Genomic DNA, 26,276 nt, shown 5'->3' with positions numbered 1-26,276 from the left:
GCTAGATATGTTGCTACAACTCAAAAATATTTTCAAATGGGTCAACTCTGGGGGCCAACGTATATTTCTACTTAAAGACATCAATCTTGAAGTTCAAGAAGGTGAATTCATTTCCGTAATGGGACCCTCGGGCTCTGGAAAATCAACACTGCTCAATGTCATCGGCATGCTCGATACTTTTAATGAAGGAGAATACCACTTTTTGGATGAGTCCGTACATACCCTAAAAGAAAAGTATCGTTCCACTTTGTACAAGGAATACATTGGTTTTGTTTTTCAATCCTATCATTTGCTGGATGACCTGACAGTTTACGAAAACTTGGAAATGCCTTTGTTATATAAAAAATACAAAGGCTCAGAACGGAAAGCCATGGTGGCGGATATATTGGATCGTTTTAATATTGTCGGCAAGAAAGACCTGTTTCCCTCCCAACTCAGTGGTGGCCAGCAGCAGTTAGTGGGGGTTGCCAGGGCACTGATTGCCAATCCAAAATTGATTTTGGCCGATGAGCCCACCGGCAACTTAAATTCTACCCAAAGCGAGAAAATCATGGCACTGTTCAAAAAATTGAACAAGGAAGATGGGGTTACAATCATCCAAGTGACCCATTCAGAAAAAAATGCTGCCTATGGTTCTCGAATAATTAATTTACTGGATGGAAGGAGGGTTTCATAAAAAAACCCTTCGAGTTTCGAAGGGCTTGTTTCACTTGCGGTCTGGACGGGACTCGAACCCGCGACCCCCTGCGTGACAGGCAGGTATTCTAACCAACTGAACTACCAGACCAATGATTTTATCCGTTTTTTGCAGACTTCCGCGACAGCGGAATTCAAACCTTGCTACCTTTTCAGTTTAGCGAGGGCAAATATACAGCTACTAATTTGTTTGCACAACAAAAATTTTTATCAAATGCCTCATACAAATTTTTGTCGCTCTACCATAAAAGTATTCAAAACCGTAGAGAAATCTGCCCTGACATCAACAGTTACATACTTGATACGGTATTGTGCACATTTAAGTTGAAGGGCTTTTTGATATGCCCTGACATTTTTTGAGTAGGCGTCTTTAATAGTATCGGCATACAGGTCAATATGCTTTCCGGTCTCAACATCAACAAATCGTTTTGGGGAGTTGTCAAAATCAAAGTTCAGTTCATGTTCGTGGTCCAACAGATGAAACAATACCACCTCATGCTTATTGTACTTTAAATGCCGTAATGCCTCAAACAGTTGCTCTTCTTCAACCTTGGTCTGAAACATATCAGAAAACAGAACAATCAAACTACGTCGATGTATTTTTTCGGCGATTTGGTGTAAGTAGTGGTATGTTCGGGTGCCTTTCTTTTTTGACTCGTCCATGACGACAGAGTCCAATTGGTGCAGCAACATTTGAAAGTGTCTTTCACTGCTTTTTTCTCCAACATAAAAATCATAGGTATCTGAAAAGATGCTGAGTCCGACCGCATCCCGTTGCTTTTTAAGTATGTTCATCAAAGCGGCGATGGCCAGTACACCGAATCCTATTTTGTTCAAATTTTTGATGGACAATTGCTTCACCTCGGGATAGTACATCGAGGAAGAATTATCCAATATCATGTGACAACGAAGGTTCGTCTCTTCCTCGTATTTTTTGGTGTAGAGCTTGTCGGTTCTGGCAAAGAGCTTCCAGTCGATGTGCTTGGTGCTTTCCCCTGTATTGTAAATTTTGTGCTCAGCAAACTCAGCCGAGTAGCCATGAAAAGGGCTTTTATGGATGCCGCTTATAAAACCCTCGACTACTTGGCTGGCCAAAAGTTCCAAATTCTGGAACAGTCTTGCTTCGTTCAATGAAGATTTTACATCCATGGCTAAACGAAGATAAATGAAAAAGGCCCGAAAGAATCGGGCCTTTTATAAAAACTTAACGTATGCTATTATAGTGCTGCATCGATAGCGTCAGTGTATACCTTCTTAGGAGATACCCCTACCTGACGGTTCACAATCTCACCATCTTTGAAAACCAAAACGGTCGGAATGTTTCGCACTCCATATTTGGCTGCAAACTGCTGATTGGCATCTACATCTACCTTACCGACAACAGCCTTGCCATCGTACTCTTCGCTGACCTCATCAATGATAGGGCCCACCATTCGGCAAGGACCACACCATGCAGCCCAAAAATCGACCACTACGGGCTTATCACTTTTTAAAACCACATCTTCGAAAGTGGCGTCTGTTATTTCTAATGCCATGTCTGTTTATTTTAATATTCGCAAAGTTAGTCAATTATGGCAGGGTTTCCTTACCCGTTTGATATTCATTTTGACTATGAAAACATTGGCAAAACTTATATCAATTCAATTTATAATGCACTTCCTGTTCCTCTAAAGTGGATAACAGCTCACTCGTAATGTTCACTTTTTGTTTTCGGCTTGATAGGTTCAACTTTATCTCATCTTGGGCTTCATAAACGGTGAAATTCAACGGATGCTTTCCTTTGAAGGAATGCAACGTATCTTTCAGTGATTTGATTCGTTTCTCTTGCAGAGCATCAATGTTCAATTGAATGGTCAGTTTTTTGGCATACGATTCCATAACATCCTGCAATTGTTTGAAATCGTTGTACTGCAATCTTGGGTCGCCTTTTTTACCCGTTTCTCGATTGATCCATCCTTCCCGAATAAAAACCTTGACGTAGACAAACGAGTTAATCATCAAAAAATGACGGAATTTCAGATATTCCTCTCCAAAAATTCGGAACTCATGGGTATCGGTGTAATCTTCTAAGGTGAACAATCCCCACCCTTTACCGTTTTTAGATATTCGGTGCTGCACATCGGTGATAACCCCAGCAAATGAAAGCTCACGGTTCACATAGTTTTCGAGATCATCATTGAAAATGGAAACACTGGTATTGCAAAAGGCATTGATCTCTTTTTTGAAATCATCCAACGGATGGCCAGAAATATAAATGCCGACCACCTCTTTTTCCCTGCGGAGTTTTTCCATGGTGCCCCATTCTTCGCAGGGTGGCACCACAGGTTCAGGAATCTGTACCTCGCTGGCATCACCAAAAAGGCTTACCTGTGATGAATTTTCGTTCTCTTGAAATTTGGCCCCATAGCGGATAACTTTCTCGAGAAAGCTTACCCCATCACCCTCGTCATGGAAGTACTGGCCACGATGTGTTTCCCCAAAAGAATCGAACCCACCTGCCAAGGCCAGGTTCTCAAAAGCCTTTTTGTTGGCCGACCGTAAATCGACCCGTTTTGCAATGTCGAATACTGATTTATAGTGTCCGTTTTCTTTACGCTCATCAACCAATGCCTGAACCGCTGAACGCCCCACACCTTTAATGGCTCCCATACCAAAACGAACGGCATTTTCTTTGTTGACGGCAAATTTGTAATACGATTCGTTGACATCGGGCCCCAATACCTCAAGCCCCATGCGCCTGCATTCTTCCATAAAGAAAGTGACCTGCTTGATGTCGTTCATATTGTTCGACAGCACCGCGGCCATGTATTCTGCGGGATAGTGTGCCTTTAGATAAGCCGTTTGATAGGCAATGTAGGCGTAACAGGTCGAATGGCTCTTGTTGAAGGCATAGGAGGCAAAAGCTTCCCAGTCTTTCCATATTTTTTCAAGGATGTCCCTTGGATGCCCATTCTTTTCGCCGCCATCCAAAAATTGGGGCTTCAACTTTTGAAGCAGGGCAAAAATCTTTTTCCCCATGGCCTTTCGGAGCACATCGGCATCACCCTTCGAGAAGCCTGCCAGTTTCTGTGACAATCGCATCACCTGCTCTTGGTAAACGGTGATTCCGTAAGTATCCTTTAGAAACTCTTCCATTTCGGGAAGGTCATAGGAAATCTCTTCCTCGCCGTGCTTTCGGGCAATAAAGCTTGGGATGTATTCCATCGGACCCGGGCGGTACAAGGCGTTCATGGCAATCAAATCATCAAACACCGTAGGTTTAAGATTTTTGAGGTGCTTTTGCATTCCTGGGGATTCGTACTGGAAAATCCCCACGGTATCGCCACGCTGAAAAAGTTCGTAGGTCTTCTCATCATCCAACGGAAACTCATCGGGCACCAACTCGACCCCTGTTCTCGCCTTGACTATTTTGACGGTGTCTTTGATAAGTGTCAAGGTTTTCAATCCCAAGAAATCCATTTTCAACAATCCCGCACTTTCAACGACAGAGTTGTCAAATTGTGTGACATAGAGGTCGGAATCCTTGGCCGTGGCCACGGGTACGAAATTGGTAATGTCATCGGGAGTAATGATAACGCCACAGGCGTGGATGCCAGTGTTTCGCAACGAACCTTCCAACACTCTGGCCATGTTCACCGTGCGGCCTTCCAAATCATCCCCTTCTGAAATGTTCAATAACTGATGTACCTTTTCGAGATCATCGGAGCGGAACATTTTCTTGAGGTTCGCCTCTTCTGCACCAAATATCTTGTTCAGCTTTCCCATGGTGGGAATCAACTTGGCAATGCGGTCGGCATCGTTCAGGGGCAGGTCGAGCACCCGAGCGGTATCACGGATGGAAGATTTCGCCGCCATGGTACCATAGGTGATAATCTGGGCGACTTGGTTGGATCCATATTTGTTGATGACATAATCCATCACCTTACCACGCCCTTCATCATCAAAATCGATATCGATATCGGGCATCGATACCCTATCGGGATTCAAGAACCGCTCAAAAAGCAAATCGTATTCCAGCGGGTCAATGTTGGTAATCTTTAAACAATAAGCGACCACCGAACCCGCTGCGGACCCCCTACCAGGACCCACGGAAACCCCCATATTTCTGGCCTCACGGATAAAATCCTCAACAATCAAAAAATAGCCCGGATAACCAGAATTCTCAATGGTCTGCAGTTCAAAATCAATGCGTTCCGAAATTTCAGGCGTGATTTCACCATAGCGTTCTTTGGCTCCTTCGTAAGTAATGTGCCTCAAATATGCATTCTCACCGTGTTTACCCCCATCGATGTCATCTTGGGCAACTTTGAACGCATCAGGAATCTCAAACTTGGGCAAAAGCACGTCACGGGCGAGTTCAAAAGACTCTATTTTATCTACAATCTCTTGAAGGTTTAAAATGGCCTCTGGCAAATCCTTAAAAAGGGCCTTCATTTCTTCTGAAGACTTGAAATAATATTCTTGGTTGGGCAGCCCATAGCGATAACCGCGACCGCGACCAATGGGCGTTGCCACTTTCTCACCATCCTTGACGCACAATAAAATATCATGGGCCTCGGCATCCTCTTTGTTGCCATAGTAGGTATTGTTGGTGGCCACCAGTTTCATCCCATACTTTTTAGAGAACTCGACCAAAACTTGGTTGACGCGGTCTTCATCCTCTTGGCCATGGCGCATGATTTCCAGATAAAAATCCGCCCCGAATTCCTTTTTCCACCACAACAGGGCTTCCTCGGCCTGTTTTTCGCCGATATTCAAAATCTTACTTGGCACCTCGCCATAGAGGTTTCCCGAGAGTACGATGATGTCTTCCTTATATTTTTTGATGACTTCCTTGTCGATGCGGGGCACGTAATAGAATCCATCAGTATAGGCGATGGAGGCCATTTTTGCCAAATTGTGGTAGCCCTTTTTGTTCTTGGCCAACATGACAATCTGATAGCCGTAATCCTTGACATTTTTATTGGTATGGTCATCACAGACAAAAAATTCACAGCCGAGGATGGGGGTTATCGCTTGGCCTTCGAACACCTCACCTTTTTCTTCTGCCTCTTTTTTTTGTTGTTGGATGGATTTATTATGCGCTTTGACCTCCCTCACAAAATGAAAGGCTCCCATCATGTTAGCGTGGTCGGTCAAGGCCACCGCGGGCATTTGGGCATCAATAGCCTGTTTGACCAAAGCTGCCGTTGACATGGTGGACTGCAACACCGAAAATTGAGAGTGGTTGTGCAGATGCACAAAAGGAACATCTGCGAGATCCCGTTCGTTCTCCTCAATCGCCTCTTGTGAAATTCCGCCCGTATCTTTTTCCCAAAATTGGTCCGCTATTTTTTTGGAAGCTTCTTTGAGGTTGATATGCTTTAAGCCTATAAGTTCTATCTCTTGCGGATTGGCCTCTGAATAGCGTTCAAAATAATCAGGTTGAACATCAAGTTCTTCAGCGGAATAATGACGCTTTCTGACCAGTTCCAAAAAGCACCTTGTCGTGGCCTCCACATCTGCGGAAGCATTATGTGCTTCGGCGAAAGGTTCGCCAAAAAGATATTCGTGCAATTCGGTCAGTGTGGGTAGTTTAAATTTGCCCCCTCGCCCCCCGGGAATCTTACAGAGTTCAGCCGTAGCTTCGGTACAGGTATCCAAAACGGGCAATTTCTGCAAAGGGGTTTCGACACCTAATCGATAAAACTCGCAGCCCATGATGTTGACATCAAAATCCACATTCTGCCCCACCACGAATTTGGTTTTTGACAACGCTTCATTGAACTTTTCAAGAGCATCCTCTAGCGGAACACCTTTTTGTTCTGCCAACGCTGTGGAGATGCCATGAATCTGTTCTGACTCATAGGGAATGTTAAAACCATCTGGTTCGATCAAGAAATCTTGCTGTTCGACCAGATTGCCCATTTCATCATGTAGCTGCCAGGCCAATTGTACACAACGTGGCCAGTTCTCAGTATCGGTAATAGGGGCATCCCAACGTTTGGGAAGGCCTGTGGTTTCGGTATCGAAGATTAAATACATATACTTTCTTTTCATTTCCACGTCTGTGCCGAATTCATTTCGGTAAAGGTGGAAATCTCACATTCAATAGATTTACAGCTATATAGAAACCTATTATCTTTTGCTGCCAGTTTTCGAACCCGCCCCTCGCTCCCCTCCCAAGAGGGGATGATTATCAATTTTGATTTTAAGGAAGGAAAAAAGCAACAAGCTAAAATACCCAAAACACCTCTTTTCAAAAAAAGGAGTTTTGAGGACTTATCAACCATTAAAAAAGAATCTTGAAGTTATTGTCAAATAATTGAATAAATGTATATTTGCACCCGCTTTCATCGACTATGCTTGTTGGGAGCAAGAATAAGATTCCCACTTTCTTGGGAATGAATTAATAATCAGGGTCGGGCACCCTACAAATTAATGTGATATGCCAGTAAAGATTAGATTGCAACGCCACGGTAAAAAAGGAAAACCATTCTACTGGATCGTTGCCGCAGATTCAAGATCAAAAAGAGACGGAAAATTTTTGGAAAAATTGGGTACGTACAACCCAAACACCAATCCCGCTACCATCAACCTAGATGTTGACGGATCGGTCAAATGGTTGCACAATGGCGCCCAGCCTACCGATACTGCAAGGGCCATTTTGAGCTACAAAGGGGTGATGATGAAAAAACACCTATTGGGCGGGGTGACCAAAGGCGCTTTCTCAGAAGAAGAAGCCGAAAAACGTTTTGCAGCTTGGTTAGAAGAAAAAGAAGCCAAAGTACAGGCCAAAAGAGATGGTTTGAGCAAAGCTGAGGCCGAAGCAAGGGCAAAAGCACTGGCCGCTGAGAAAGAGGCCAACGAAAAACGTATTGCCGCTGCCCAACCAGAACCTGAAACAGAAGAAACTCCTGAAACTACAGAAGGGGTTGATGCCTCTGCAGAAGTAGAAGCCGTAGAAAAAGCTCCAGAAGTTCCTGAAGAAGCTCCCGCTGCTGAAGAGATGAAGGCTGAGGAAGTAGAGCCTGCAAAAGAAGAAACTGCCCCGGCCGCTGAGGCCAAAACTGAAGAACCTTCTGAGACAAAGCCAGAAGAAGCCAGTTCTGAAGAAGAATAATTTTTAAGGACGATGCGCAAAGAGGATTGTTTCTACCTCGGCAAAGTCGTTTCAAAATATAGCTATAAGGGCGAAGTTCTGGTCAAACTCGATACAGACGAGCCTGAGATTTACGAAAATATGGAATCCGTTTTTGTTCAACTGGGGCAAAATCTGGTTCCATTTTTTATTCATCGTTGCCGATTGCACAAATCGGCATTGTTGCGAATCGATTTTGAGGATGTGAAGGATGAGGCTGCCGCAGACCGTATTCTTGGGGCTGAGCTTTACCTGCCACTAGCGATGTTGCCTCCACTTTCTGGAGACAAGTTCTACTATCATGAAGTCATCGGGTTTACCTTGTTGGATGAAGTTCATGGCGATATCGGAATCATTCAATCGGTCAATGACTCTGCTTCCCAAGAACTTTTTGAAGCCAAAAAAGACGAGAAGGAATTGTTGATTCCCATTTCTGACGACATCATCCAAAAGGTAGATCGAAAAAACAAGACCATTCATGTCAGAACTCCAGAAGGGCTTGTCGACCTGTATTTGTCTTAAAATACACCCATAGTGATTTCGCATTATATTTAAGTCCGTATTCAAATCCTCGAAATATGCGATGCTGTTATCTCATTGTCGTTGTGCTATGTTTTGTTTGCTGCAATGACAACAAAGAAAAAATGCCCGAAAGACCGCCCAACATTGTCATCATTTTTACCGATGACCAGGGGTATCAAGATGTTGGGGTGTTTGGTGCCCAAGATATCGCCACCCCGAACTTGGACCAAATGGCACGCGAGGGAGTCAAACTGACCAGCTTCTATGCAGCCCAAGCGGTTTGTTCTGCCTCAAGAGCAGCATTGTTGACCGGTTGTTATCCCAACAGGATTGGCATCCATAACGCATTCATGCCCAATACCAACAAGGGGCTGCATCCCAATGAGAAAACCTTGGCCGAATTATTAAAAGCCAAAGGCTACGCTACGGGTATTTTTGGTAAATGGCATTTGGGTGACCATCCTGATTTTTTGCCCACCAAACATGGTTTTGATGAATGGTACGGCATTCCCTACTCCAACGATATGTGGCCATACCATCCGCAACAGGGGCCTATATTCAATTTTGGGCCGCTGCCACTCTATGAAAATGAAAAGATCATCGATACGCTGAACGATCAGAGCATGCTCACCACCCAGATCACCCAACGCAGTGTTGATTTTATAAATAAGAACAAAGACAACCCTTTCTTTTTGTATGTTCCGCACCCGCAGCCACATGTACCGCTTTTTGTTTCGGATAAGTTCAAGGGGAAATCGGACCGGGGACTTTATGGGGATGTCATTATGGAAATCGATTGGTCAGTAGGGCAGATTTCAGAAACCTTGAAACAAAACGGATTGGAAAAAAACACTTTGGTCATCTTTACCTCAGACAATGGGCCTTGGCTTTCTTATGGCAACCACGCCGGAAGCGCCCTGCCCTTTCGTGAAGGCAAGGGCACCGCGTGGGAAGGGGGTCAGCGAGAACCCTTTATCATCAAATATCCTGATAGCCTTGAATCGGGCAGAACAATTGATGAGCCGGTAATGGCCATAGACCTACTGCCGACAATTGCCGCGGTTACCAAGGCAGAACTTCCTGAACAGACCATTGACGGCAAGAGTATTTGGCCCCTGCTTAAGGGTAAAACGTCTGATAGTCCACAAGAGGCCTATTTTTTCTATTATCGGGTGAATGAACTTTTTGGGGTGCGTTACAACAACTGGAAACTATATTTTCCGCATCGGTACCGAACCATGAATGGGCAAGAGTTAGGAAAAGATGGACTACCGGGCGAGTACCGCTATGTGAATTTGAAAGAAACTGAACTGTACAACCTTGAAGATGACCCTGGCGAAACCACTAATGTTGCAAATGAACATCCTGAAATAGTAAAAATCATCAACCAACTTGCTGATAAGAAACGTGCAGAATTGGGCGATGCTCTGACCGGGCAAGTTGGGTTAGAAGTCCGAGAACCAGGCCGCGTCAAATGAAACCCTTCAAGTTCAAACAATTCACTATTCACCAAGACCGCTGTGCGATGAAAGTTGGCACCGATGGTGTTTTACTCGGTGCATGGGCATCTATAGAAGCCCAACCAAATTCCATACTGGATGTGGGTTCGGGCACTGGCCTTATCGCCCTGCAGATGGCACAACGCTCATCAGCAACAACCATTGATGCCGTTGAAATCGATGACAATGCCTTTGAGCAATGTGTTGAAAATTTTGAAGCCTCGCCTTGGGCAGACAGACTATTCTGTTTTCACGCTGATTTCAGGCATTTAGTTGATGAGTTCGATGAAAAGTATGATTTGATCCTTTCGAATCCACCTTTTTATTCAGAAGATGTTTCAAGTGGCGATAGTTCCAGGGATGCTTCCCGACAGAATGCATCGCTTCCATTTGAGGTACTACTGGCTGGGGTTTCAAAACGCTTATCATCCAACGGTAGCTTTGCCACCATCATCCCATTTAAAGAAGAACAGCGTTTTTTGGCATTGGCCGCTCAATATGGGCTCTTCCCGAATCGTATCACACATGTCAAAGGAAATCCTGATGCCGAAACCAAGCGAAGTCTCATCCAATTTTCACTATTAGAAATGACACCTGAAACAGATACACTGATCATTGAAACAGACCGTCATCAGTATACCAAGGCCTATAAAGAATTGACCAAGGTGTTCTACTTGAAAATGTAACAATTGCATCTTGAAATGTTGTATTTCGTTAGTACCTTTGAATGTTACACCTTGTCATTCCCCCTTCGTGGGAATCTTTTTAGAAACTCAATGGATTCCCGCCTTCGTGGGAATGACAAAAAAGAATTCATTTATGAAGCCCGATTTATTTGAAGCCCCTGATTATTACAATCTTGACGATTTACTTTCTGAAGAACACAAATTGGTCAGGGATGCTGCCCGTCAGTGGGTCAAGCGTGACATTTCGCCCATCATTGAAGAATATGCCCAGAAAGCGGAATTTCCGAAACAGATTATTGGCGGCTTGGCGGAAATCGGTGCTTTCGGACCTTACATTCCTGAAGAATATGGCGGTGCAGGACTCGACCAAATCAGTTATGGACTCATCATGCAAGAAATTGAACGCGGTGACAGTGGGGTGCGATCCACAGCCTCTGTGCAATCGTCTTTGGTAATGTACCCCATATTTGCCTACGGCACCGAGGAGCAGCGAAAAAAATATTTGCCCAAACTCGCCACAGGTGAATGGATGGGTTGCTTCGGATTGACAGAACCCAACCATGGCTCAAATCCCGGTGGAATGGAAACCAAGTACAAAGACATGGGCGACCACTACCTCTTGAATGGTGCCAAATTGTGGATATCCAACTCCCCTTTTGCCGACGTTGCCATTGTTTGGGCAAAGAATGAGGAAGGACGGATTCATGGATTGATTGTGGAGCGGGGTATGGAAGGTTTTTCGACTCCCGAAACGCATAACAAGTGGTCTTTGCGGGCCTCCGCGACTGGCGAATTGATTTTTGACGATGTAAAAGTGCCCAAAGAAAACCTGCTCCCCAACAAGTCAGGTTTGGGTGCTCCACTGGGCTGTCTCGATTCTGCCCGCTATGGAATTTCATGGGGGGCCATCGGCGCTGCTATGGACTGCTATGATACCGCCCTGCGCTATGCCAAAGAGCGCACTCAATTTGGTAAGCCTATTGCCGCTTTTCAGCTACAGCAAAAAAAACTGGCAGAGATAATCACTGAAATCACCAAAGCACAATTGTTGGCCTTTCGCTTAGGGCAGCTAAAAAATGAAGGTAAGGCGACCACGGCACAAATCTCTATGGCCAAGCGCAACAATGTGGATATGGCCATCAATATCGCTCGTGAGGCGCGTCAAGTGTTGGGCGGTATGGGCATTACCGGTGAATATAGCATCATGCGCCACATGATGAATTTGGAGAGTGTAATTACCTATGAGGGCACCCATGATATTCATCTATTGATTACAGGAGCTGATATTACTGGCCATCCTGCCTTTAAGTAGTATTTGCGTATTTTTCGGCCATTAGTGATAATGCTCTTAACGTTTCTTTGTCATTCACGTCTTTTTCCGATAGTGGGGGATGTACCGTAAGGCCTAAACTTTCAAGTCTATATTCAACATTTGTTTTACTTACGCCAAAGAATGATGCTAGCTGTTTCACTATATATCTATAATCCTCTCTGTTAACAGGTTGGTTATCGAGGTAAATTCTTCCTTGTTTGCTAATCCCTTTTTCCAATTGAATTGCAACAAGCCTGGTAATTAAGGTTTGCTTGGGCATTAAGAGGCATGAAGCAAAACAATTCGCCTGCCATTCTATCCAATTCTTATCATTCCTTAACTTATGTTTTTGGACAAACAGGCTATATTCCGAGTCTTTAAAATTATCATATACAAATTGATTCGTTTTAAGGTTTCTATGTAGTGCAAAATGACCTATTTCATGAGCCAATACGAATGGAAACCTTATTGTGTTCTTTACCTCATTGCTAATGAAAATGGTATTATTTTTTAAATCAAAATATCCTAGTAGTTCTTTCCCTGTATCATCTGTAAGAAAGCTTTTAGAATCAATTTTGAGAGATTTTTTTTCTTCTAAATATTTAATTAACTCTTGGATGGGGGTTCGTAGGAAATTTTCTGTAATGGTACTATCGAAATCATTTAAGAAAGAAACCGCGATATTTTCTATTTGATCCGCAGAAAGCCTTCTTAACCCTCTAATTTTATCTGGGATAAGTGCCTTCTTAATTAATATTTCTATTTCCTCATCAATATCTTTTGTTTCATTTACCCTTTCAGTTTTCTTCGATTTATAAAGAATTATATCATAATCGTCTTCTTTAACTTCGATAAGCATCACTCCAAGTACGTCTGCTGTTTCCAAAGTGCCACTTTGAAAACCATTTTTGGCAATCATTATCTTCTTAGTCTGGACACCAGTAATACCACCTACCTTATCATTAAATTCCTCTATGTCGTCAACTGGAACTTTACCTTGTAGATTTTTACATTCAATTATATAGAGGATAATTGGCTTGTTGGCGTTAGGTTTTTTGACCTCTATAACCAAATCAAAAACTATTTCTTTCCCTCCTCTTTTATACGATTTCAATTTATACTTTTCGTATACTTTGCAATGAGCAGGCAAAGCACTTAGCTCATGATTATTGATAATCTTCCTTAATATCTTTTTCGATTTCTTTTCGAAATCATCCCCAACCTTTACTGTATTCATATCCTCTTTCAAACCAACCCTAAATCATTAAAATAAATTTAGATATAAAAGAACCTATTTGCTTTTCAATCAATTAAGACTTATCAACCGACTTATTTACCCCTAAATATGAAGAACAAAAAATCTCTTTGCCGAGCTGGCTGTAAAACTAGAGTGCCACCTTCCTTAGTCCTACAATGATTGATTTACTGATTGGAGTTTTGCTCTTATCGGCGAAATGGTTATAGGGCGCCAAAACATTGGTTTCTGGAAAATAGGCCGCTAAATTACCTTTCGGAATTTTGTAGGGGAGTACGATAAATTTTTGGGCGGTCCTTTTGGTGTTGTCATAGTTACTCACAATATTGACCACATCACTTTTTTTGAATCCTTCATTCGCCATATCTTCCTCATTCATAAAAAGCACACGTCGCTCATTGTATATGCCGCGGTAGCGATCGTCAAGACCATAAATTGTGGTATTGAATTGGTCATGGGAGCGAATGGTCATCAGTATATATTCCCCTTTGTCCAAGCTATGGTTTGGCAATTTGTTGACTGTAAGCTGGGCTTTTCCCCCCGGCAGCATGCTGAAGTCACGAATACGTACGTTATTGGGCAGGTAATAGCCGGAGCCCGTGGCCCGTTGTTCTGTATTTTTGAATCCTTTGGCCACCTGATCAATCTTTTCGCGAATCAATCCATAATCATCACCCATGGCCTTCCAATCTACTGGATGGGTGCCTTGGAAATAAGCATGGGCAATACCCGCTATGATTTCAGGCTCACTTTTGACAGCTTCTGATGCTGGTTTCAAAAGCCCTTTTGAGTTTCGTACGCGGCCCATGCTATTCTCAACCGTAAAATGTCGTTGTTTTCCGTTTTTCATATCCTTCTCAGAACGACCAAGAGTAGGCAATAAGAGTGCTGTTTTTCCAGTGACCAAGTGTGTTCTGTTGAGTTTTGTACTGACCTGGACCGTCAAATCACAATTTTGAATTGCTTTTGCGGTGTATTTCGTATCAGAGGCTGCCATCAAAAAATTACCGCCCAAGCACATAAAGAATTTGGCCTTGCTTTCATACATGGCCTTCATTGCGCCTACCGTGTCAACCCCTTCTTCATTAGGTGGGTCAAAACCCAGATGTTTTTTGATGCGCTCATTGAGTTCTTTGTCCACAAAATGCTGAATGCCCACCGATCGATCACCCTGCACATTGCTGTGCCCACGAACCGGACAGGTACCTGCATTTGGCTTTCCTATGGCACCTTTTAACAACAGTAGGTTGACATATTCCTTGATGTTTTCCACCCCATTTTTATGTTGGGTGAGGCCCATGGCCCAGCAAACGATAATTTTTGATTTGTTGGCCAACAGACTTACCGCTTCATCGATTTTGTTTTCTGCAACACCACATTGTTTCAGCAATGCCTCTTTATCATGTTTCTTTAGATCGGCAATCAATTGATGGTAGCCATCCGTATAGTTATCTATAAACTCGTGATCGAAAATGGTATTGGATTCAGCATCCAAGGCGGCGAGTTTTTTCAGCATCAGTTTTACCAGGGCGATGTCTTGGTTGATCTTTACGGGCAAATGCAAATCGGCCATGGCCTCTCCTGGACCTATCCACCCTTTCAGCTTTTGGGGATTTTTGAAATTGACCAAGCCAGCTTCCTCAAGCGGATTGATACTGATCACCTTTCCGCCATTTTGCTTGCACTTTTCCAAAGCAGAAAGCATCCTAGGGTGGTTGGTACCAGGGTTTTGCCCCGCGACAATAATAACTTCAGCCTCGTAGAAATCTTCTAGCTTGACCGAGCCCTTGCCTATGCCCAGGGTCTCACTCAATGCCACCCCGCTTGATTCATGGCACATATTGGAGCAATCAGGCATATTATTGGTGCCCAAGGCTCGGGCGAACATTCCGTATAAAAAGGCCGCCTCATTGCTCGAACGGCCCGAGGTATAGAAAATCGCTTCATTGGGCGATTTCAATTTTCTTAATTCGGTGGCAATTAGCCCATAAGCCTCTTCCCAAGAAATGGGCTCGTAATGAATCTTACCTTGACGCAAAACCATGGGCTCCACAATACGCCCAAACTTGTTCAATTGGTAATCACTTAACAGGGAAAGTTCCTCTACTGAATAGCGTTCAAAAAAAGCTTGTCCAATATGCGAGGTGGTCGCCTCGTCGGCCAAGGCCTTGGCCCCATTCTCACAATATTCCGCAATCTTTGATGGGTTCTCTGGATCGGGCCAGGCGCAACTTGGGCAATCGAATCCCTCATGCTGGTTCATTTGCAGAAGGGCACGCATGGAACGCACGATTCCCATTTCCTTAAAACCATGGCGCAGGCTTTCCTTGACCCCCAAAATACCTGCAGCATGGTAGGCGGGCTCTTTTACTTGAAGACCCGTAAATTCAATATTTCCGGTTAGGGAAATGGTTCTCTTGAATGAGGTTTCTTTTTCCATTGACCAACTAACTGGATTGTAATTTTGGATTCGGATAATTATCGGATTGATCTTCCAAGGTATTGTCTAGACAGGTAAAATCCTTTTCCAATAAAAGGTATAGCTCTTCGTCATTTTTAAGTGGTTGGGCATGATCAATTCCAACCACATCGTTTTCATACCAATCCTCTCCCCATTTTTTAGGGACTTCCATCCCTACAACACCATTTGAAAAACTGGCTTTAAGGGTTATTAGATTTTCTTTGAGCGAAACCTGATAGGTGAATTTGCCATCACCAAAATCGGTATGTGCCTCAACATGGCCTTTTTCAGAAAGTGTTTTAACCTCAATCTGTGTCAACCGAAAGCGAACGGAATTGTCTTTGATCCTGATTTTCATCTTAGGTTCTTAACTTATCTTAAAATTACGATTTTATCATAGCTTTTTTGAAGCAGATAGAACTCTTTATAATGTTTTCAATATTTTAGAGCATGTTTGCATTGGTCGATTGCAATAACTTCTATACTTCTTGTGAAAGAGCCTTTCAGCCCCAGTACAACAATGTGCCCGTGGCCATTCTTTCGAACAATGACGGCTGTTTTATTTCGCGCAGCGACGAGGCCAAAAAATTGGGGTTGCCCATGGCAGCTCCTGCTTTTAAATACTGGCAATTCTGCAAAGAACATCAAATCAAGGTGTTTTCTTCCAATTATCCTTTGTACGGTGATATGAGTACCCGGGTGATGAACATTTTGCACACCTTCACTCCAAATATGGAAGTCTACAGCATTGACGAGGCTTTTTTGGGATTTGATGGGTTTAAAAACCACGATTTTGATGCGTACGGACGAAAAATTCAATACACGGTTCAAAAATCCACAGGCATTCCCATTAGTATCGGTATCGCACCGACAAAGGCCCTTTCAAAAGTGGCCAATAAAATCGCCAAAAAGCGGCGACATGAAACCAATGGCGTTTTCGTCATCGGTTCTGAGGGAGATAGAATCCATGCCCTAAAGTTCACCAAAATAGAATGGGTCTGGGGCATTGGCCACGGCAATTTAAAACGTGTGCAGACCAAGAATGTCAAAACGGCTTACGATTTCACCTTACTTTCTGACGAATGGGTCAAAAAACAGATGGGCATCACAGGGCTTCGGCTAAAAAAGGATTTGGAGGGAAAACCAACCCTTGACCTCGATGACGACACCCGAGACAAAAAGGCCATTGCGACCACACGAAGTTTTGAGCGCACTTTTTCAGATATCGAGAACATTCGTGAACGTATCTCAACCTTCGCCGGCAGTTGTGCCGAAAAACTGCGCGCACAAAAAAGCAGTTGTAATATGGTCATGGTATTTTTGCGCAGTGACAGGCACAAAAAAAATGACCCCCAAGATAGAAGCGGAACAGTGGTGACACTCCCCCACGCCACTGATTCAACACTCACCATCACCAATCATGCGGTCAAGGCCGTAGAGGCCATTTTCAAACCTGGCATCAAATACAAAAAAGCGGGGGTCGTCGTCTGCGGCTTGGTACCCACCAACGCCCGCCAGCTGGGTTTGTTCCAAAAAGAAAATCCGAAGCACGATGAACTGATGAAGGCCATGGACAAACTGAACAACAAATTGGGCAGTTATAAGGTGAAAATCGGAAACCAAGATTTGAAACGCACTTGGAAAATGCGTCAAGAACACCTTTCACCAAGATATACCACCCGAATTGATGAGATCATTGTTGTAAAATGAAGCGAAACGAAAAAACCAGGGGCGGCCACTTACAATTCTATGGATTTGAACCAGAGGATTCAATCTCGGCATCTTTCTCAAAAAATACGGTCTCCGCAGGTTTTCCCTCCCCGGCCGACGACTTTAAGGAGACCCGCATCAGTCTGGATAAATCACTGATCAAAAATCCGGATGCCACCTTTTTTGCCCGTGTGAGCGGAGATTCGATGATTGGTGCAGGCCTTGATGATGGCGATCTTTTGGTCATTGACCGCAGCTTGGAGCCTGAAAACGGAAAAGTCGCCGTCTGTTTTATTGATGGAGAATTCACCGTAAAGCGTCTTGAAATCAAAAAAGATGGGCTCTACCTCATGCCCGAGAACAGAAAATACAAACCCCTAAAAGTTGAAGACGAGAACAATCTGTTGGTCTGGGGCATTGTCACCCATGTGATCAAAGCTTTATAAAAAGGCATTGTCATTTCTACTTGTCCATCAAAGCATAAAAGGCTGCCCCGTGCTTTGCAATACAGCGAACCAAAATTCGCTCTCCAAATCTATTTTTTTGCGTTTTTTGGTCACTGCAGAAATGGGCAGGTACACAAATTTATTGTTGACCCTGCCGACAACAAACTTGGTCTTTCCGGCCATGGCACCGTGTACGGCCATATAGGCCAAACCACTACAAAAGACACTGTCGCCAGAATTGGCCGCGGCACTTCGGACAATGTAGCTGGGGTCGATATATTTGACGGTCACAGGAAAGGTTTCCTTGAAATATTCCTTGATTTTGTCTTTTAGAAAAATGCCGATATCATCGTGCTGTACATTACCGGAAGCATCGGTCTTTACTTCTTCCTTCGCAAACAGATGTTGCCCTGCACCTTCAGCCACGACGATAACGGCGTGGTGTTTGGCCTCCAACCTTTTTTTGAGGGCTTCCAAAAATCCTCCATCCCCATAAAGATTGAAATGCTGTTCAGGAATCAGCACAAAATTGACCACAGGTTGTGCCAATGCTGCCGAAGCTGCTATAAAACCACTGTCGCGACCCATCAGTTTCACGATGGAAACCCCATTGTAGGCTCCTTTCGCTTCATTATGGGCATCCCTCAAAATAGGGCTTGCGATGTCAAAAGAAGTTTCAAACCCAAAGGATTTGTCAATAATGTCAATGTCGTTATCAATCGTTTTTGGGATGCCGACAACGGCAATATCCAACCCTCTTTTTTGGATTTCTTCCCCAATGGAATCGGCCCCCTTTAAGGTACCGTCGCCACCAATGGTGAATAAAATGTCAATATGGTTTTCAACCAACGTATCTACCATAACGCCCACACTTTGTGCGCCTCTGGAAGACCCCAAAATAGTGCCTCCAAACTGATGGATATCCTTCACCTTATCAGGCGTAAGTTCCATAAACCCGTGGCCCATTCCTGGATTCAATCCTTCATAGCCATAGGGAACGCCTAAAATTCGTTTCACTCCATAGAAATAGTGCAAGGCCATCACCACGCCGCGAATGACATTGTTGATGCCGGGACAAAGCCCGCCGCATGTTACTATGGCCGCAGTGGTCCGCTTGGGATCAAAATGCAAGTGCTGGCGAGGCCCTGCTTTTTCAAGACAATGGGGTTCTTGATTGTTTGTGAGACAGTTGGTGTAGGCATCCATAGAGAGGTCATAAACCAATTTATCACTGTCGCTGACAAAATTGAAGATATTATCCCCCCTGACAGTGCTTAGCTGTAGGGGGGATTTAAACTTAGCCTCTCCCAAATTTTCTATTTGGAACATATTAGGTCACATTTTATAAATGATCCATTTCATGGTGTGAATCGATTAGTGGGCCTCCATTTAGGATTTCCTCTGATGCTTCACTGGCAAATTTATCAAAGTTAATGTGGAATGAGTGCGCCAATTGGATTGCTTTACTGACATACGCACCTTTTTGCAACCAAGTGTTCATGGGATCCAAAATTTCCGTTGGAACGCCAGGGCAGTATTTGGGCATGTGCAGGCCGAAGATGGGATGTGTTTCATAATCCACTTTATCCAATTCTCCTTCCAAAATAGCGGAAATCATCGCCCGGGTATATTTCAATTTGATACGTGAGCCAACCCCGTAAGGGCCACCGCTCCACCCGGTATTGATGAGCCAAACATTAACGCCGGCATCGGTCATTTTCTTGCTCAGCATTTCAGCATAGACCGTAGGGTGCAACGGCATAAAAGGTCCGCCAAAACAAGCGGAGAACGAAGGTACCGGCTCATTGATTCCTGTTTCTGTGCCCGCAACTTTAGCGGTGTATCCTGAAATGAAGTGATAGGCCGCTTGACCCGGAGTCAATTTAGATACTGGAGGCAGCACCCCAAAGGCATCACAGGTCAAGAAGAAAATATTCTTCGGATTGCCTGCATACGATGGCACTTGAATGTTATCGATATGCTCAATAGGATAACTCACCCGTGTGTTCAGGGTGATCGAACTGTCAAAAAAGTCCACCTCTTTCGTGCCTTCCTTAAATACCACATTTTCTAAAAGGGCACCGGGGCGAATGGCCCTGTAAATGTCGGGTTCTTTTTCTTCGGTCAAATCAATGACTTTGGCATAACAGCCCCCTTCAAAGTTAAAAATAGTGTTTTCTTCGGTCCATCCGTGTTCGTCGTCACCAATCAATTTTCTGTCAGGATCCGCTGAAAGTGTTGTTTTACCTGTTCCTGAGAGTCCAAAATAAATGGCGGTGTCCCCTTCTTCCCCAACATTGGCCGAGCAGTGCATGGGCAGTACTTCTTTTTCGACTGGCAAAACAAAGTTCAATGCGGTGAAAATACCTTTCTTCATTTCACCGGGGTATTCAGAACCTCCTACCAGTGCTACTTTCTTCGTCCAGTTCAAAATGGAGAAGTTACCTGCAATGATTCCGAATTCCTCTGGATTGGGACATTCATAACCGGGGGCACACAATACCAACCATTCTTCTTCAAAATCCTTCAGTTCCTCTTCAGAGAGTCTTAGGAACATATTTTTGATGAAATAGTTCGACCATGGGTACTCTGTAATCGTCCGCACGTTCATTTTATACTTGGGGTCGGCACAGACCGCAGCATCACGAACGTAAATTTCTTTGCCCGACAGATAATTCACCACTTCATCTTGAAGTTTATCAAAATTTTCAGGGGAAATCGGCTTATTGATCCTCCCCCACCAAATTCTGTCTTTGGTATAATCATCTTTTACCAAAAAACGATCTTTAGGCGAACGCCCTGTAAATTTTCCTGTATTAATGGCCAATGTGCCATTTTCTGACTCAACGCCCATACCTTTTTCAACTGTAATCTTTTGAAGGGTTTCTGCGTCTAAGTTCCAATGGGCCGTTACATCCTTCAGCCCGTACTTTTCCAAATCTTTCGTTTTTTCCATCACGGCATTCATAATATTAGTTTTAAAAGTTATATCAGCGACTGTTTCGAAATATGTCAAAACTGCCGCGTTAAAAATTCCACACCAACGGCACTACCAGCACCGTGGTTATAAAAAATAGCAATAGTAATGGTCCACCGACCTTTACGTAATCCAAAAAGGAATACCCCCCAGCGGACAACACCATGGCGTTCGTTGTCGTTCCAACAGGGGTCAAAAATGCGGTTGAAGCACTTACGGCCACTGTAATCATATAGGGTTTGGGCGATACGCCCAAAGAATTTGCTGCGATCAAGGCTATCGGCGCCATCAGTACCGCCGTTGCCGAGTTGTTTATCGTTTGGCTAAATGCCGTTGTCAACAGAAATATGCCTGCCAATAAGGCCGTGGGGTGCACACTTCCCAAGGCATCGACCAAGCCTTCTGCTGCCATTTGGGCCACCCCCGTTTTTTGCAGGGCCAAGCCCATGGGGATCATGGCGGCGATCATGACCACGCTTGTCCAACTAATGCCCTTATAGGCCTTAGAAATGGGCACGCAGCGGGTCAGCATCATGATACCGGCACAAATCAATGCCGCCATGGCACCTGGCAGTACTTTAAAGACCAAAAGCAAGATCATAAGGATCAAGGTGCCCATGGCGATGTAGCTTCTGGGGGTCAATTGGGTCACATTTTTTGACATGGCTTCAGGACTGCCCGAGATCACCACATTTTCATAGAGTGATTTAAGGGTCTCGATATTTTCCCATGTACCCCGTATCACAAAGGCATCACCTGCCTCAATCTTTATTTTTCCGGTCAATGGGCGATTTTTTCTTGAAGCAGCCAATAACTGTACCCCCGTTTGCTTTAAGTAATGTCCTAAATTGATGACCCTGCCCACAAAAACCGAATTGGGAGAGATGAACATTTCGGCCATGCCTACTTCTTGGTTGATGAGTTCATTCTTCAGGGTATCCATTTCGGCCGGGGTGGGTATGACACCCAATGAAAATTTGAGCACCAGCCTGTCAACATCCTCTGGTTTTCCCTTTACGGTGATAATATCATGGTAGCGCATTTCGGTTTCTGGCTCCGGTAATTCAACAAACAGTGGCACTTTCTGTTGAAGCGGACTTGGATGTCGTCGCTTTAACCGCATTATCGAGACATGATGATCTTCCTCAAAGTTCCAATCCCTAATTTTAGTGTTGATCAAAGGTGACATAGACCGAATGCGCAGCCGATAAAGATTGTCACCGATGCTGTAGTTCTCGATCCATTTGTGCATTTCCGCATTGATATCCGCGGGCCTATCCTTGGTTTTGTTGGCCGGCATCAATCGATAACCAATGTACCTGAAGTAAAGAATGGCAATGATCAATAATGGAATCCCGATAAGGGAAAACTCAAAAAAGCTGAAACCCTCCAAATTATTTTGAATCAAGGTGTTACTGGCAATAATATTGGGAGGTGTACCCGTCAAGGTCAACAACCCGCCCGTGTTGGAGCCAAAGGCCACGGGCATCAACAGCTTAGAGGGCAAGGTACCGGCACTCCAAGCGGCTGATACCGTGACAGGAAGCAGTGCTGCCACCGTACCTGTATTGCTCACAAACCCAGAAAGCACACTTGCACCCAAAGTGACAATGACCAATAGTTTGGGAACACTCTTTTTTGCCCAACTCACAAAACGTTGCCCGGCAAGGGCGGTCCAACCCGTTCTCGATAATCCTTCCCCAATAATGAACAGGGCGGCAATCATGATCACCGTGGCATTACTGAACCCACTCAGGGCCTCTTCTGCGGTCAAAATTCCCGTTAAAAAAAGGGTGATCATAGAAATCAATGCTACGACATCGGGCGGAAACTTTCCCCAGATAAACAGTAGTATGGTTACGGAAAGAATGATGAGAAGTGTGGTCATCAATAGCGATTAAACGATTAATCCAAAGTCAAAACAGGCACCGTTGAATGCAGTGTCAACAATTTTGTCAGCCGACCTTCAGAGGGCTTGGTCTTTTGGGCGTGGTTTCTGGGCAGAATGGCCAACAAATCAATATCCTTATTGTCGATATACTCTAAAATACCCTGTTCTATATCTTGATTCTTAGAAAAATAATGTTCATCGTAAAAATGCTCCAAGTAATATTCCAACGTATTTTCATTGGTCTCGACTACAGCCTTTTCACCGTATATCGATTCTTTGTATATCGTCAACACATGCACCTTGGCATTGAAAGTTCTAGCGACATCAAGTAACACTCCGAGCACTTTTGGCCTCTCGATTTCTTCTTTGCCAAGCACCAGTGCTATATGTTTTGGTGTGTTTATCTCTGTACCATACGGAACGGAGATTACCGGACTATTAGCTTCCAAAACCAATTTTGAAGTGTTGGTCATCGCTTCTTCAGAATCACCTTCTCCCATGGTGCCCATGATGGTCAAATCAATCTGCTGCTCCAGTTGGGTTTTCAAAAGTGTTTCAATGAGATTGCCCGAGACGGTCAAGAACATGGGGTTCTTTTTGGTTCGCCTGTTGAGTGTGTTCAAGATTTTTTGAAATTCTTCTTCCGATTCTTTTTCCTTTGTAGCTGTCGAGGGTGAATGGGTCACTTCCAACACGAGAACATCAATGGGTTGGTCATATCCCACAAAATTCAGGGTGTAATCCAAAGCATTGATCGAAGCTTCTGAAAAATCAAACGGGACCAATATTTTTTTAATGTTGCGCATACCTATGAAATTTAATTTCAATTCAAAAGTAGCGTGCAGCAACAGCTCAAAATATGACAGAAGTCATCTTTCCCTATTTTATTAGTGCCAATATTTGTGAACGAGTAAATTACCTCGACATAAGCGTTGGAGCATTTAAATCTCGATTATCGAGTAAAAAATTGAACAATGTCTAGCCGATAAAAGCCATAATTTTTAACTTTAAGAACCTCATTTAAAATCATAGCACTTTGGATTTAGTAGTAGGAATCGACATAGGGGGAACAAAAACCAAAATCGGTCTGGTGAACCAAGAAGGAGAGTGCATTTCAAAAATGTTCTTCAGGACCAAAGAGCACAACGACCTTGATGATTATCTCAATAAAATCAAAAAAAGTGTCGATGGCCTCATCGATGAACTCGATTTTAAACCCAACATTATAGGATGCGGTATCGGTGCACCCAATGCTTCAAGTAAAAATGGCACCATTGAAAATGCGAGCAATCTGGCTTGGAAAGGCACTGTGCCCATTCTGGAAAAGTTAAAGGTCAAAATGCCCATGCCCATGCGCATCATGAACGATGCCAGTGCCGCAGCACTTGGCGAAATGCTCTTCGGAAACGGCCGGCACATGACCGATTTCATTGTCATTACCCTTGGTACAGGTTTCGGTGCTGGCATCGTGGCCAACGGACAATTGATTGATGGTTATGATGGCTTTGCAGGTGAACTTGGGCATATTGACATGACCATTGGCGATGGCAGGCTGACGGGGCTTGGTGTTCGGGGCGGTTTAGAGGCCTATGTCTCTGCCACCGGATTGAAACGTACCATTTTGCACATGCAGAGCAAATACATGGTCGACAGCCGCTTTAGAGATATTGCCTATAACAACCTTCACGGTGAAGAAATCACCATAGCCGCCGAAGAGGGCGATTTCATTGCCATAAAGGCATTTGATTACACCGCCAAAATAATGGCCTTGGCACTGGCCAACTTCACGGCATTTACCCAGCCAGAAGCCTTCATTTTGATGGGTGGGCTCACCAACAGCGGCAAATGGATCATGGAGCCCTTAGAAAAATATTTCAATGAAAATTTGTTGGAAGTCTACAAAGGAAAAGTAAAACTCATGCAATCTGGCATGTCTGGCAAGACTGCAGCGATATGTGGTGCTGCGGCACTTATCTGGGAAAAGCAATAAGCAGGCTCTAAAAAATCAAAACCTAACAAAGGTCATATTTTCAATAGGATATCCTCCTGAACTTGCACCGTGAAAGAAACATCCATTCTTAAATTATGGATATATTCAAAACGGTACGTTTTGGTCACCGATCAGCTCTGAATACAGCTCGTTTTTTCTGCATCCTATATTTTATGGCCAGCTTTTCACTGAGTGCCCAAAGTGAGATTGAAGATACTTTTGGGTCATGGCTCGTGATTTCAGGAAACAATAAAATTGCTGAAAAGTGGAGCATACCCACCGAAAGCGTCATTCGCTATTACGATGGTTTTTACAAAACGGAGTTTCTTTTTTTCAGAAGTGGAATCACCTATGTGCCAAATTCAAAATACAATTTCTCCTTGGGTGCTGCCTATTTAGACACACAGCCTTTTGACCATACCGAATTTGAGACATTGACCACACAATTTTGGCTGTACGAAGAGTTCTGCCTAAATTCAAAAATCAACAAATTGAAGATTTCACAGCGATTGCGCCTTGAGAACCGTTGGATTTCAACATACGACGACCACATATTCACCAACAGGTTGCGGTATCGGCTTCAGTTCAAACACCCAGTCACCGATAACCTCTATCTAAAAATGTTCAATGAGCCGTTCTTTGATTTTGATAATGCCCACATCAACCAAAATCGATTTTTTATGGGGGTGGGCCGAGAGCTTTTGTCTGGTTTGCATATCGAGATAGGATACATGAAAAATCATATTGGTAAAAATAATTATGATAGGGTGAGAATGGCGATACTGTTCAAGACCGATCTTACCAAAAGGCCAAAGAAGAAAGATTACGCCAACACATCGATATTGCCAATTTCTCAATAAAGAATGTCAAAAATTACAAACTTGACAAATATCATGTTTTTTGAGTGGGGCAACTTTTACTTTTATTCAAAATAAATGTGAAATGTCATGGAAGCTAAAAAGAACCCAAATGTCGATTTAAACAGAAATAGTGCCCTATATTTTATGATTGGGCTGACCATTGCACTTCTTACCACTTGGCTGTTGCTAGAGCACAAAACCTATGAAAGCACCGAGCAATTTGTTGAGGTCTTGGATGTTGTTGATGATATCAAGGAAGAAGTTCCGATCACCGAACAGATAAGAACAGCACCACCGCCACCACCGCCGAGCGCACCGGCAATAATAGAGATTGTTGAAGATGAGTTGGAAGTCGAGGAGACCGTCATCGAAAGCACCGAAAGTAGCCAAGACATGGCCATTGAAGATGCCGTGGTACGGGTAGATGATGTAGCGGTCGAAGAAGAGGAAGAAGAAATCATTGTGCCTTTTGCGGTCATTGAAAAGGTTCCTGTTTTCCCTGGGTGCGAGACCTGCCCCACCGAGGAAGAACGAAAAGAATGCTTCAATCGGAAGATTCAAGAGCACATCAAAGAAAATTTCAACTACCCACAGGCAGCACTTGAAATGGGTATTACAGGACGTGTGTTCGTACAATTTCAAATTGATGCCAAAGGCCGGGTGACCAATCTTCGCAAAAGAGGTCCTGATAAATTATTGGAAGACGAGGCCGTACGCATCATCGCCTCATTGCCCACCATGAAACCCGGAATGCAACGGGGCAGACCCGCCAAGGTCGGCTACAGCATTCCCATCAATTTTATGATGCAATAAAGAAAGCTTTTATGATTTTTCATTTTGAAGCCCTGGGT

21 protein-coding genes and 1 tRNA gene are annotated in these 26,276 nt (G+C 43.8%); 11 read left to right on the top strand and 11 right to left on the bottom strand.

Features of this window, described 5'->3' with window-relative positions; all coding sequences use genetic code 11:
* Positions 1 to 7: 7 nt before the first annotated feature.
* Positions 8 to 676 (top strand): ABC transporter ATP-binding protein, encoded by a 669-nt coding sequence (locus AAAH86_RS09200; protein WP_343487283.1) that lies wholly within the window; start codon positions 8 to 10, stop codon positions 674 to 676.
* Positions 677 to 713: 37 nt separating this feature from the next.
* Here the strand turns inward: AAAH86_RS09200 and AAAH86_RS09195 are convergent.
* The 4 genes from AAAH86_RS09195 to dnaE form a co-directional block, all read right to left on the bottom strand.
* Positions 714 to 787, bottom strand: a tRNA-Asp gene (locus AAAH86_RS09195).
* 128 nt (positions 788 to 915) lie between these two features.
* Complete coding sequence (locus AAAH86_RS09190) at positions 916 to 1,845, bottom strand: DUF58 domain-containing protein (protein ID WP_343487282.1); 930 nt, start codon at positions 1,843 to 1,845, stop codon at positions 916 to 918.
* Between the two features lie 68 nt (positions 1,846 to 1,913).
* The gene (gene trxA, locus AAAH86_RS09185) at positions 1,914 to 2,231 is read right to left on the bottom strand and encodes a thioredoxin (RefSeq protein ID WP_343487281.1); all 318 of its coding nucleotides are present in this window, start codon (positions 2,229 to 2,231) and stop codon (positions 1,914 to 1,916) included.
* Between the two features lie 100 nt (positions 2,232 to 2,331).
* Positions 2,332 to 6,720, bottom strand: coding sequence for a DNA polymerase III subunit alpha (dnaE, locus tag AAAH86_RS09180; protein WP_343487280.1), 4,389 nt, complete (start codon positions 6,718 to 6,720; stop codon positions 2,332 to 2,334).
* Positions 6,721 to 7,123: 403 nt separating this feature from the next.
* On the opposite strand from dnaE, the gene AAAH86_RS09175 reads away from it, so the two are divergent.
* From AAAH86_RS09175 to AAAH86_RS09155, 5 genes are all read left to right on the top strand, one after another.
* Positions 7,124 to 7,798 (top strand): 30S ribosomal protein S16, encoded by a 675-nt coding sequence (locus tag AAAH86_RS09175; RefSeq protein ID WP_343487279.1) that lies wholly within the window; start codon positions 7,124 to 7,126, stop codon positions 7,796 to 7,798.
* Positions 7,799 to 7,810: 12 nt separating this feature from the next.
* Positions 7,811 to 8,338 carry a ribosome maturation factor RimM gene (rimM, locus tag AAAH86_RS09170; RefSeq protein WP_343487277.1) on the top strand — a complete coding sequence of 176 codons (528 nt, stop codon included), beginning with the start codon at positions 7,811 to 7,813 and terminating at the stop codon, positions 8,336 to 8,338.
* A gap of 122 nt (positions 8,339 to 8,460) precedes the next feature.
* A complete protein-coding gene (locus AAAH86_RS09165) occupies positions 8,461 to 9,816 on the top strand; it encodes a sulfatase (protein WP_343487276.1) in 1,356 nt (451 codons plus the stop codon).
* Entirely contained in the window at positions 9,813 to 10,523 is a 711-nt protein-coding gene (locus AAAH86_RS09160; RefSeq protein WP_343487275.1) for a methyltransferase, read from the top strand. Before AAAH86_RS09165 ends, AAAH86_RS09160 begins: the two co-directional genes overlap by 4 nt.
* Before the next feature lie 133 nt (positions 10,524 to 10,656).
* On the top strand, positions 10,657 to 11,835 hold the full coding sequence (locus tag AAAH86_RS09155) for an acyl-CoA dehydrogenase family protein (protein ID WP_343487274.1): 1,179 nt from the start codon (positions 10,657 to 10,659) through the stop codon (positions 11,833 to 11,835).
* On the opposite strand, the gene AAAH86_RS09150 is transcribed toward AAAH86_RS09155, so the two are convergent.
* The 3 genes from AAAH86_RS09150 to AAAH86_RS09140 all read right to left on the bottom strand — a co-directional run bounded on the left by AAAH86_RS09150 (position 11,828) and on the right by AAAH86_RS09140 (position 15,909).
* Positions 11,828 to 13,072: an ImmA/IrrE family metallo-endopeptidase gene (locus tag AAAH86_RS09150; RefSeq protein ID WP_343487273.1), complete on the bottom strand. Its 1,245-nt coding sequence runs from the start codon at positions 13,070 to 13,072 to the stop codon at positions 11,828 to 11,830. The genes AAAH86_RS09155 and AAAH86_RS09150 overlap by 8 nt on opposite strands.
* Before the next feature lie 148 nt (positions 13,073 to 13,220).
* Entirely contained in the window at positions 13,221 to 15,530 is a 2,310-nt protein-coding gene (locus tag AAAH86_RS09145) for an FdhF/YdeP family oxidoreductase (protein ID WP_343487272.1), read from the bottom strand.
* A 7-nt stretch (positions 15,531 to 15,537) separates the two neighbouring features.
* Positions 15,538 to 15,909, bottom strand: a complete 372-nt coding sequence (locus AAAH86_RS09140) for a hypothetical protein (protein WP_343487271.1) — start codon at positions 15,907 to 15,909, stop codon at positions 15,538 to 15,540.
* Positions 15,910 to 16,001: 92 nt separating this feature from the next.
* Between AAAH86_RS09140 and AAAH86_RS09135 the strand changes: the two genes are divergently transcribed.
* Together AAAH86_RS09135 and umuD are read left to right on the top strand one after the other, a co-directional pair.
* Positions 16,002 to 17,261, top strand: coding sequence for a Y-family DNA polymerase (locus AAAH86_RS09135; protein WP_343487270.1), 1,260 nt, complete (start codon positions 16,002 to 16,004; stop codon positions 17,259 to 17,261).
* Positions 17,258 to 17,707, top strand: a complete 450-nt coding sequence (gene umuD, locus AAAH86_RS09130; protein WP_343487269.1) for a translesion error-prone DNA polymerase V autoproteolytic subunit — start codon at positions 17,258 to 17,260, stop codon at positions 17,705 to 17,707. Before AAAH86_RS09135 ends, umuD begins: the two co-directional genes overlap by 4 nt.
* Positions 17,708 to 17,734: 27 nt before the next feature.
* On the opposite strand, the gene AAAH86_RS09125 is transcribed toward umuD, so the two are convergent.
* The 4 genes from AAAH86_RS09125 to AAAH86_RS09110 form a co-directional block, all read right to left on the bottom strand.
* Complete coding sequence (locus AAAH86_RS09125) at positions 17,735 to 19,036, bottom strand: ATP-dependent 6-phosphofructokinase (protein WP_343487268.1); 1,302 nt, start codon at positions 19,034 to 19,036, stop codon at positions 17,735 to 17,737.
* A gap of 13 nt (positions 19,037 to 19,049) precedes the next feature.
* Entirely contained in the window at positions 19,050 to 20,663 is a 1,614-nt protein-coding gene (gene pckA, locus AAAH86_RS09120; protein WP_343487267.1) for a phosphoenolpyruvate carboxykinase (ATP), read from the bottom strand.
* 70 nt (positions 20,664 to 20,733) lie between these two features.
* Positions 20,734 to 22,572 carry an SLC13 family permease gene (locus AAAH86_RS09115; RefSeq protein ID WP_343487266.1) on the bottom strand — a complete coding sequence of 613 codons (1,839 nt, stop codon included), beginning with the start codon at positions 22,570 to 22,572 and terminating at the stop codon, positions 20,734 to 20,736.
* A 17-nt stretch (positions 22,573 to 22,589) separates the two neighbouring features.
* Positions 22,590 to 23,381, bottom strand: coding sequence for a universal stress protein (locus tag AAAH86_RS09110; protein WP_343487264.1), 792 nt, complete (start codon positions 23,379 to 23,381; stop codon positions 22,590 to 22,592).
* A 230-nt stretch (positions 23,382 to 23,611) separates the two neighbouring features.
* Here AAAH86_RS09110 and AAAH86_RS09105 point away from each other — a divergent pair, with 230 nt between their 5' ends.
* The 3 genes from AAAH86_RS09105 (at position 23,612) to AAAH86_RS09095 (ending at position 26,238) form a co-directional block, all read left to right on the top strand.
* Positions 23,612 to 24,565: an ROK family protein gene (locus AAAH86_RS09105; protein WP_343487263.1), complete on the top strand. Its 954-nt coding sequence runs from the start codon at positions 23,612 to 23,614 to the stop codon at positions 24,563 to 24,565.
* A gap of 95 nt (positions 24,566 to 24,660) precedes the next feature.
* Positions 24,661 to 25,425, top strand: coding sequence for a DUF2490 domain-containing protein (locus AAAH86_RS09100; RefSeq protein ID WP_343487262.1), 765 nt, complete (start codon positions 24,661 to 24,663; stop codon positions 25,423 to 25,425).
* 87 nt (positions 25,426 to 25,512) lie between these two features.
* Positions 25,513 to 26,238 carry an energy transducer TonB gene (locus tag AAAH86_RS09095; protein ID WP_343487261.1) on the top strand — a complete coding sequence of 242 codons (726 nt, stop codon included), beginning with the start codon at positions 25,513 to 25,515 and terminating at the stop codon, positions 26,236 to 26,238.
* The last annotated feature ends 38 nt before the right edge of the window (positions 26,239 to 26,276 follow it).

This window comes from Allomuricauda sp. d1 (assembly GCF_039592695.1).
Classification (GTDB): domain Bacteria; phylum Bacteroidota; class Bacteroidia; order Flavobacteriales; family Flavobacteriaceae; genus Flagellimonas_A.
Note: the sequence above shows the minus strand (reverse complement) of the source record. Positions and strands in the feature narration are given on the sequence as shown.

Excerpts from the sequence above, each read along its gene's own strand:
- AAAH86_RS09100 (WP_343487262.1), top strand. The coding sequence starts at position 24,661 with ATGGATATATTCAAAACGGTACGTTTTGGTCACCGATCAGCTCTGAAT.
- AAAH86_RS09110 (WP_343487264.1), bottom strand. The coding sequence starts at position 23,381 with ATGCGCAACATTAAAAAAATATTGGTCCCGTTTGATTTTTCAGAAGCT.
- rimM (WP_343487277.1), top strand. The coding sequence starts at position 7,811 with ATGCGCAAAGAGGATTGTTTCTACCTCGGCAAAGTCGTTTCAAAATAT.
- AAAH86_RS09200 (WP_343487283.1), top strand. The coding sequence starts at position 8 with ATGTTGCTACAACTCAAAAATATTTTCAAATGGGTCAACTCTGGGGGC.
- AAAH86_RS09095 (WP_343487261.1), top strand. The coding sequence starts at position 25,513 with ATGGAAGCTAAAAAGAACCCAAATGTCGATTTAAACAGAAATAGTGCC.
- umuD (WP_343487269.1), top strand. The coding sequence starts at position 17,258 with ATGAAGCGAAACGAAAAAACCAGGGGCGGCCACTTACAATTCTATGGA.
- AAAH86_RS09115 (WP_343487266.1), bottom strand. The coding sequence starts at position 22,572 with ATGACCACACTTCTCATCATTCTTTCCGTAACCATACTACTGTTTATC.
- AAAH86_RS09160 (WP_343487275.1), top strand. The coding sequence starts at position 9,813 with ATGAAACCCTTCAAGTTCAAACAATTCACTATTCACCAAGACCGCTGT.
- AAAH86_RS09165 (WP_343487276.1), top strand. The coding sequence starts at position 8,461 with ATGCCCGAAAGACCGCCCAACATTGTCATCATTTTTACCGATGACCAG.
- trxA (WP_343487281.1), bottom strand. The coding sequence starts at position 2,231 with ATGGCATTAGAAATAACAGACGCCACTTTCGAAGATGTGGTTTTAAAA.
- dnaE (WP_343487280.1), bottom strand. The coding sequence starts at position 6,720 with ATGTATTTAATCTTCGATACCGAAACCACAGGCCTTCCCAAACGTTGG.
- AAAH86_RS09150 (WP_343487273.1), bottom strand. The coding sequence starts at position 13,072 with ATGAATACAGTAAAGGTTGGGGATGATTTCGAAAAGAAATCGAAAAAG.
- AAAH86_RS09175 (WP_343487279.1), top strand. The coding sequence starts at position 7,124 with ATGCCAGTAAAGATTAGATTGCAACGCCACGGTAAAAAAGGAAAACCA.
- AAAH86_RS09145 (WP_343487272.1), bottom strand. The coding sequence starts at position 15,530 with ATGGAAAAAGAAACCTCATTCAAGAGAACCATTTCCCTAACCGGAAAT.
- AAAH86_RS09135 (WP_343487270.1), top strand. The coding sequence starts at position 16,002 with ATGTTTGCATTGGTCGATTGCAATAACTTCTATACTTCTTGTGAAAGA.
- pckA (WP_343487267.1), bottom strand. The coding sequence starts at position 20,663 with ATGGAAAAAACGAAAGATTTGGAAAAGTACGGGCTGAAGGATGTAACG.
- AAAH86_RS09140 (WP_343487271.1), bottom strand. The coding sequence starts at position 15,909 with ATGAAAATCAGGATCAAAGACAATTCCGTTCGCTTTCGGTTGACACAG.
- AAAH86_RS09155 (WP_343487274.1), top strand. The coding sequence starts at position 10,657 with ATGAAGCCCGATTTATTTGAAGCCCCTGATTATTACAATCTTGACGAT.
- AAAH86_RS09125 (WP_343487268.1), bottom strand. The coding sequence starts at position 19,036 with ATGTTCCAAATAGAAAATTTGGGAGAGGCTAAGTTTAAATCCCCCCTA.
- AAAH86_RS09190 (WP_343487282.1), bottom strand. The coding sequence starts at position 1,845 with ATGGATGTAAAATCTTCATTGAACGAAGCAAGACTGTTCCAGAATTTG.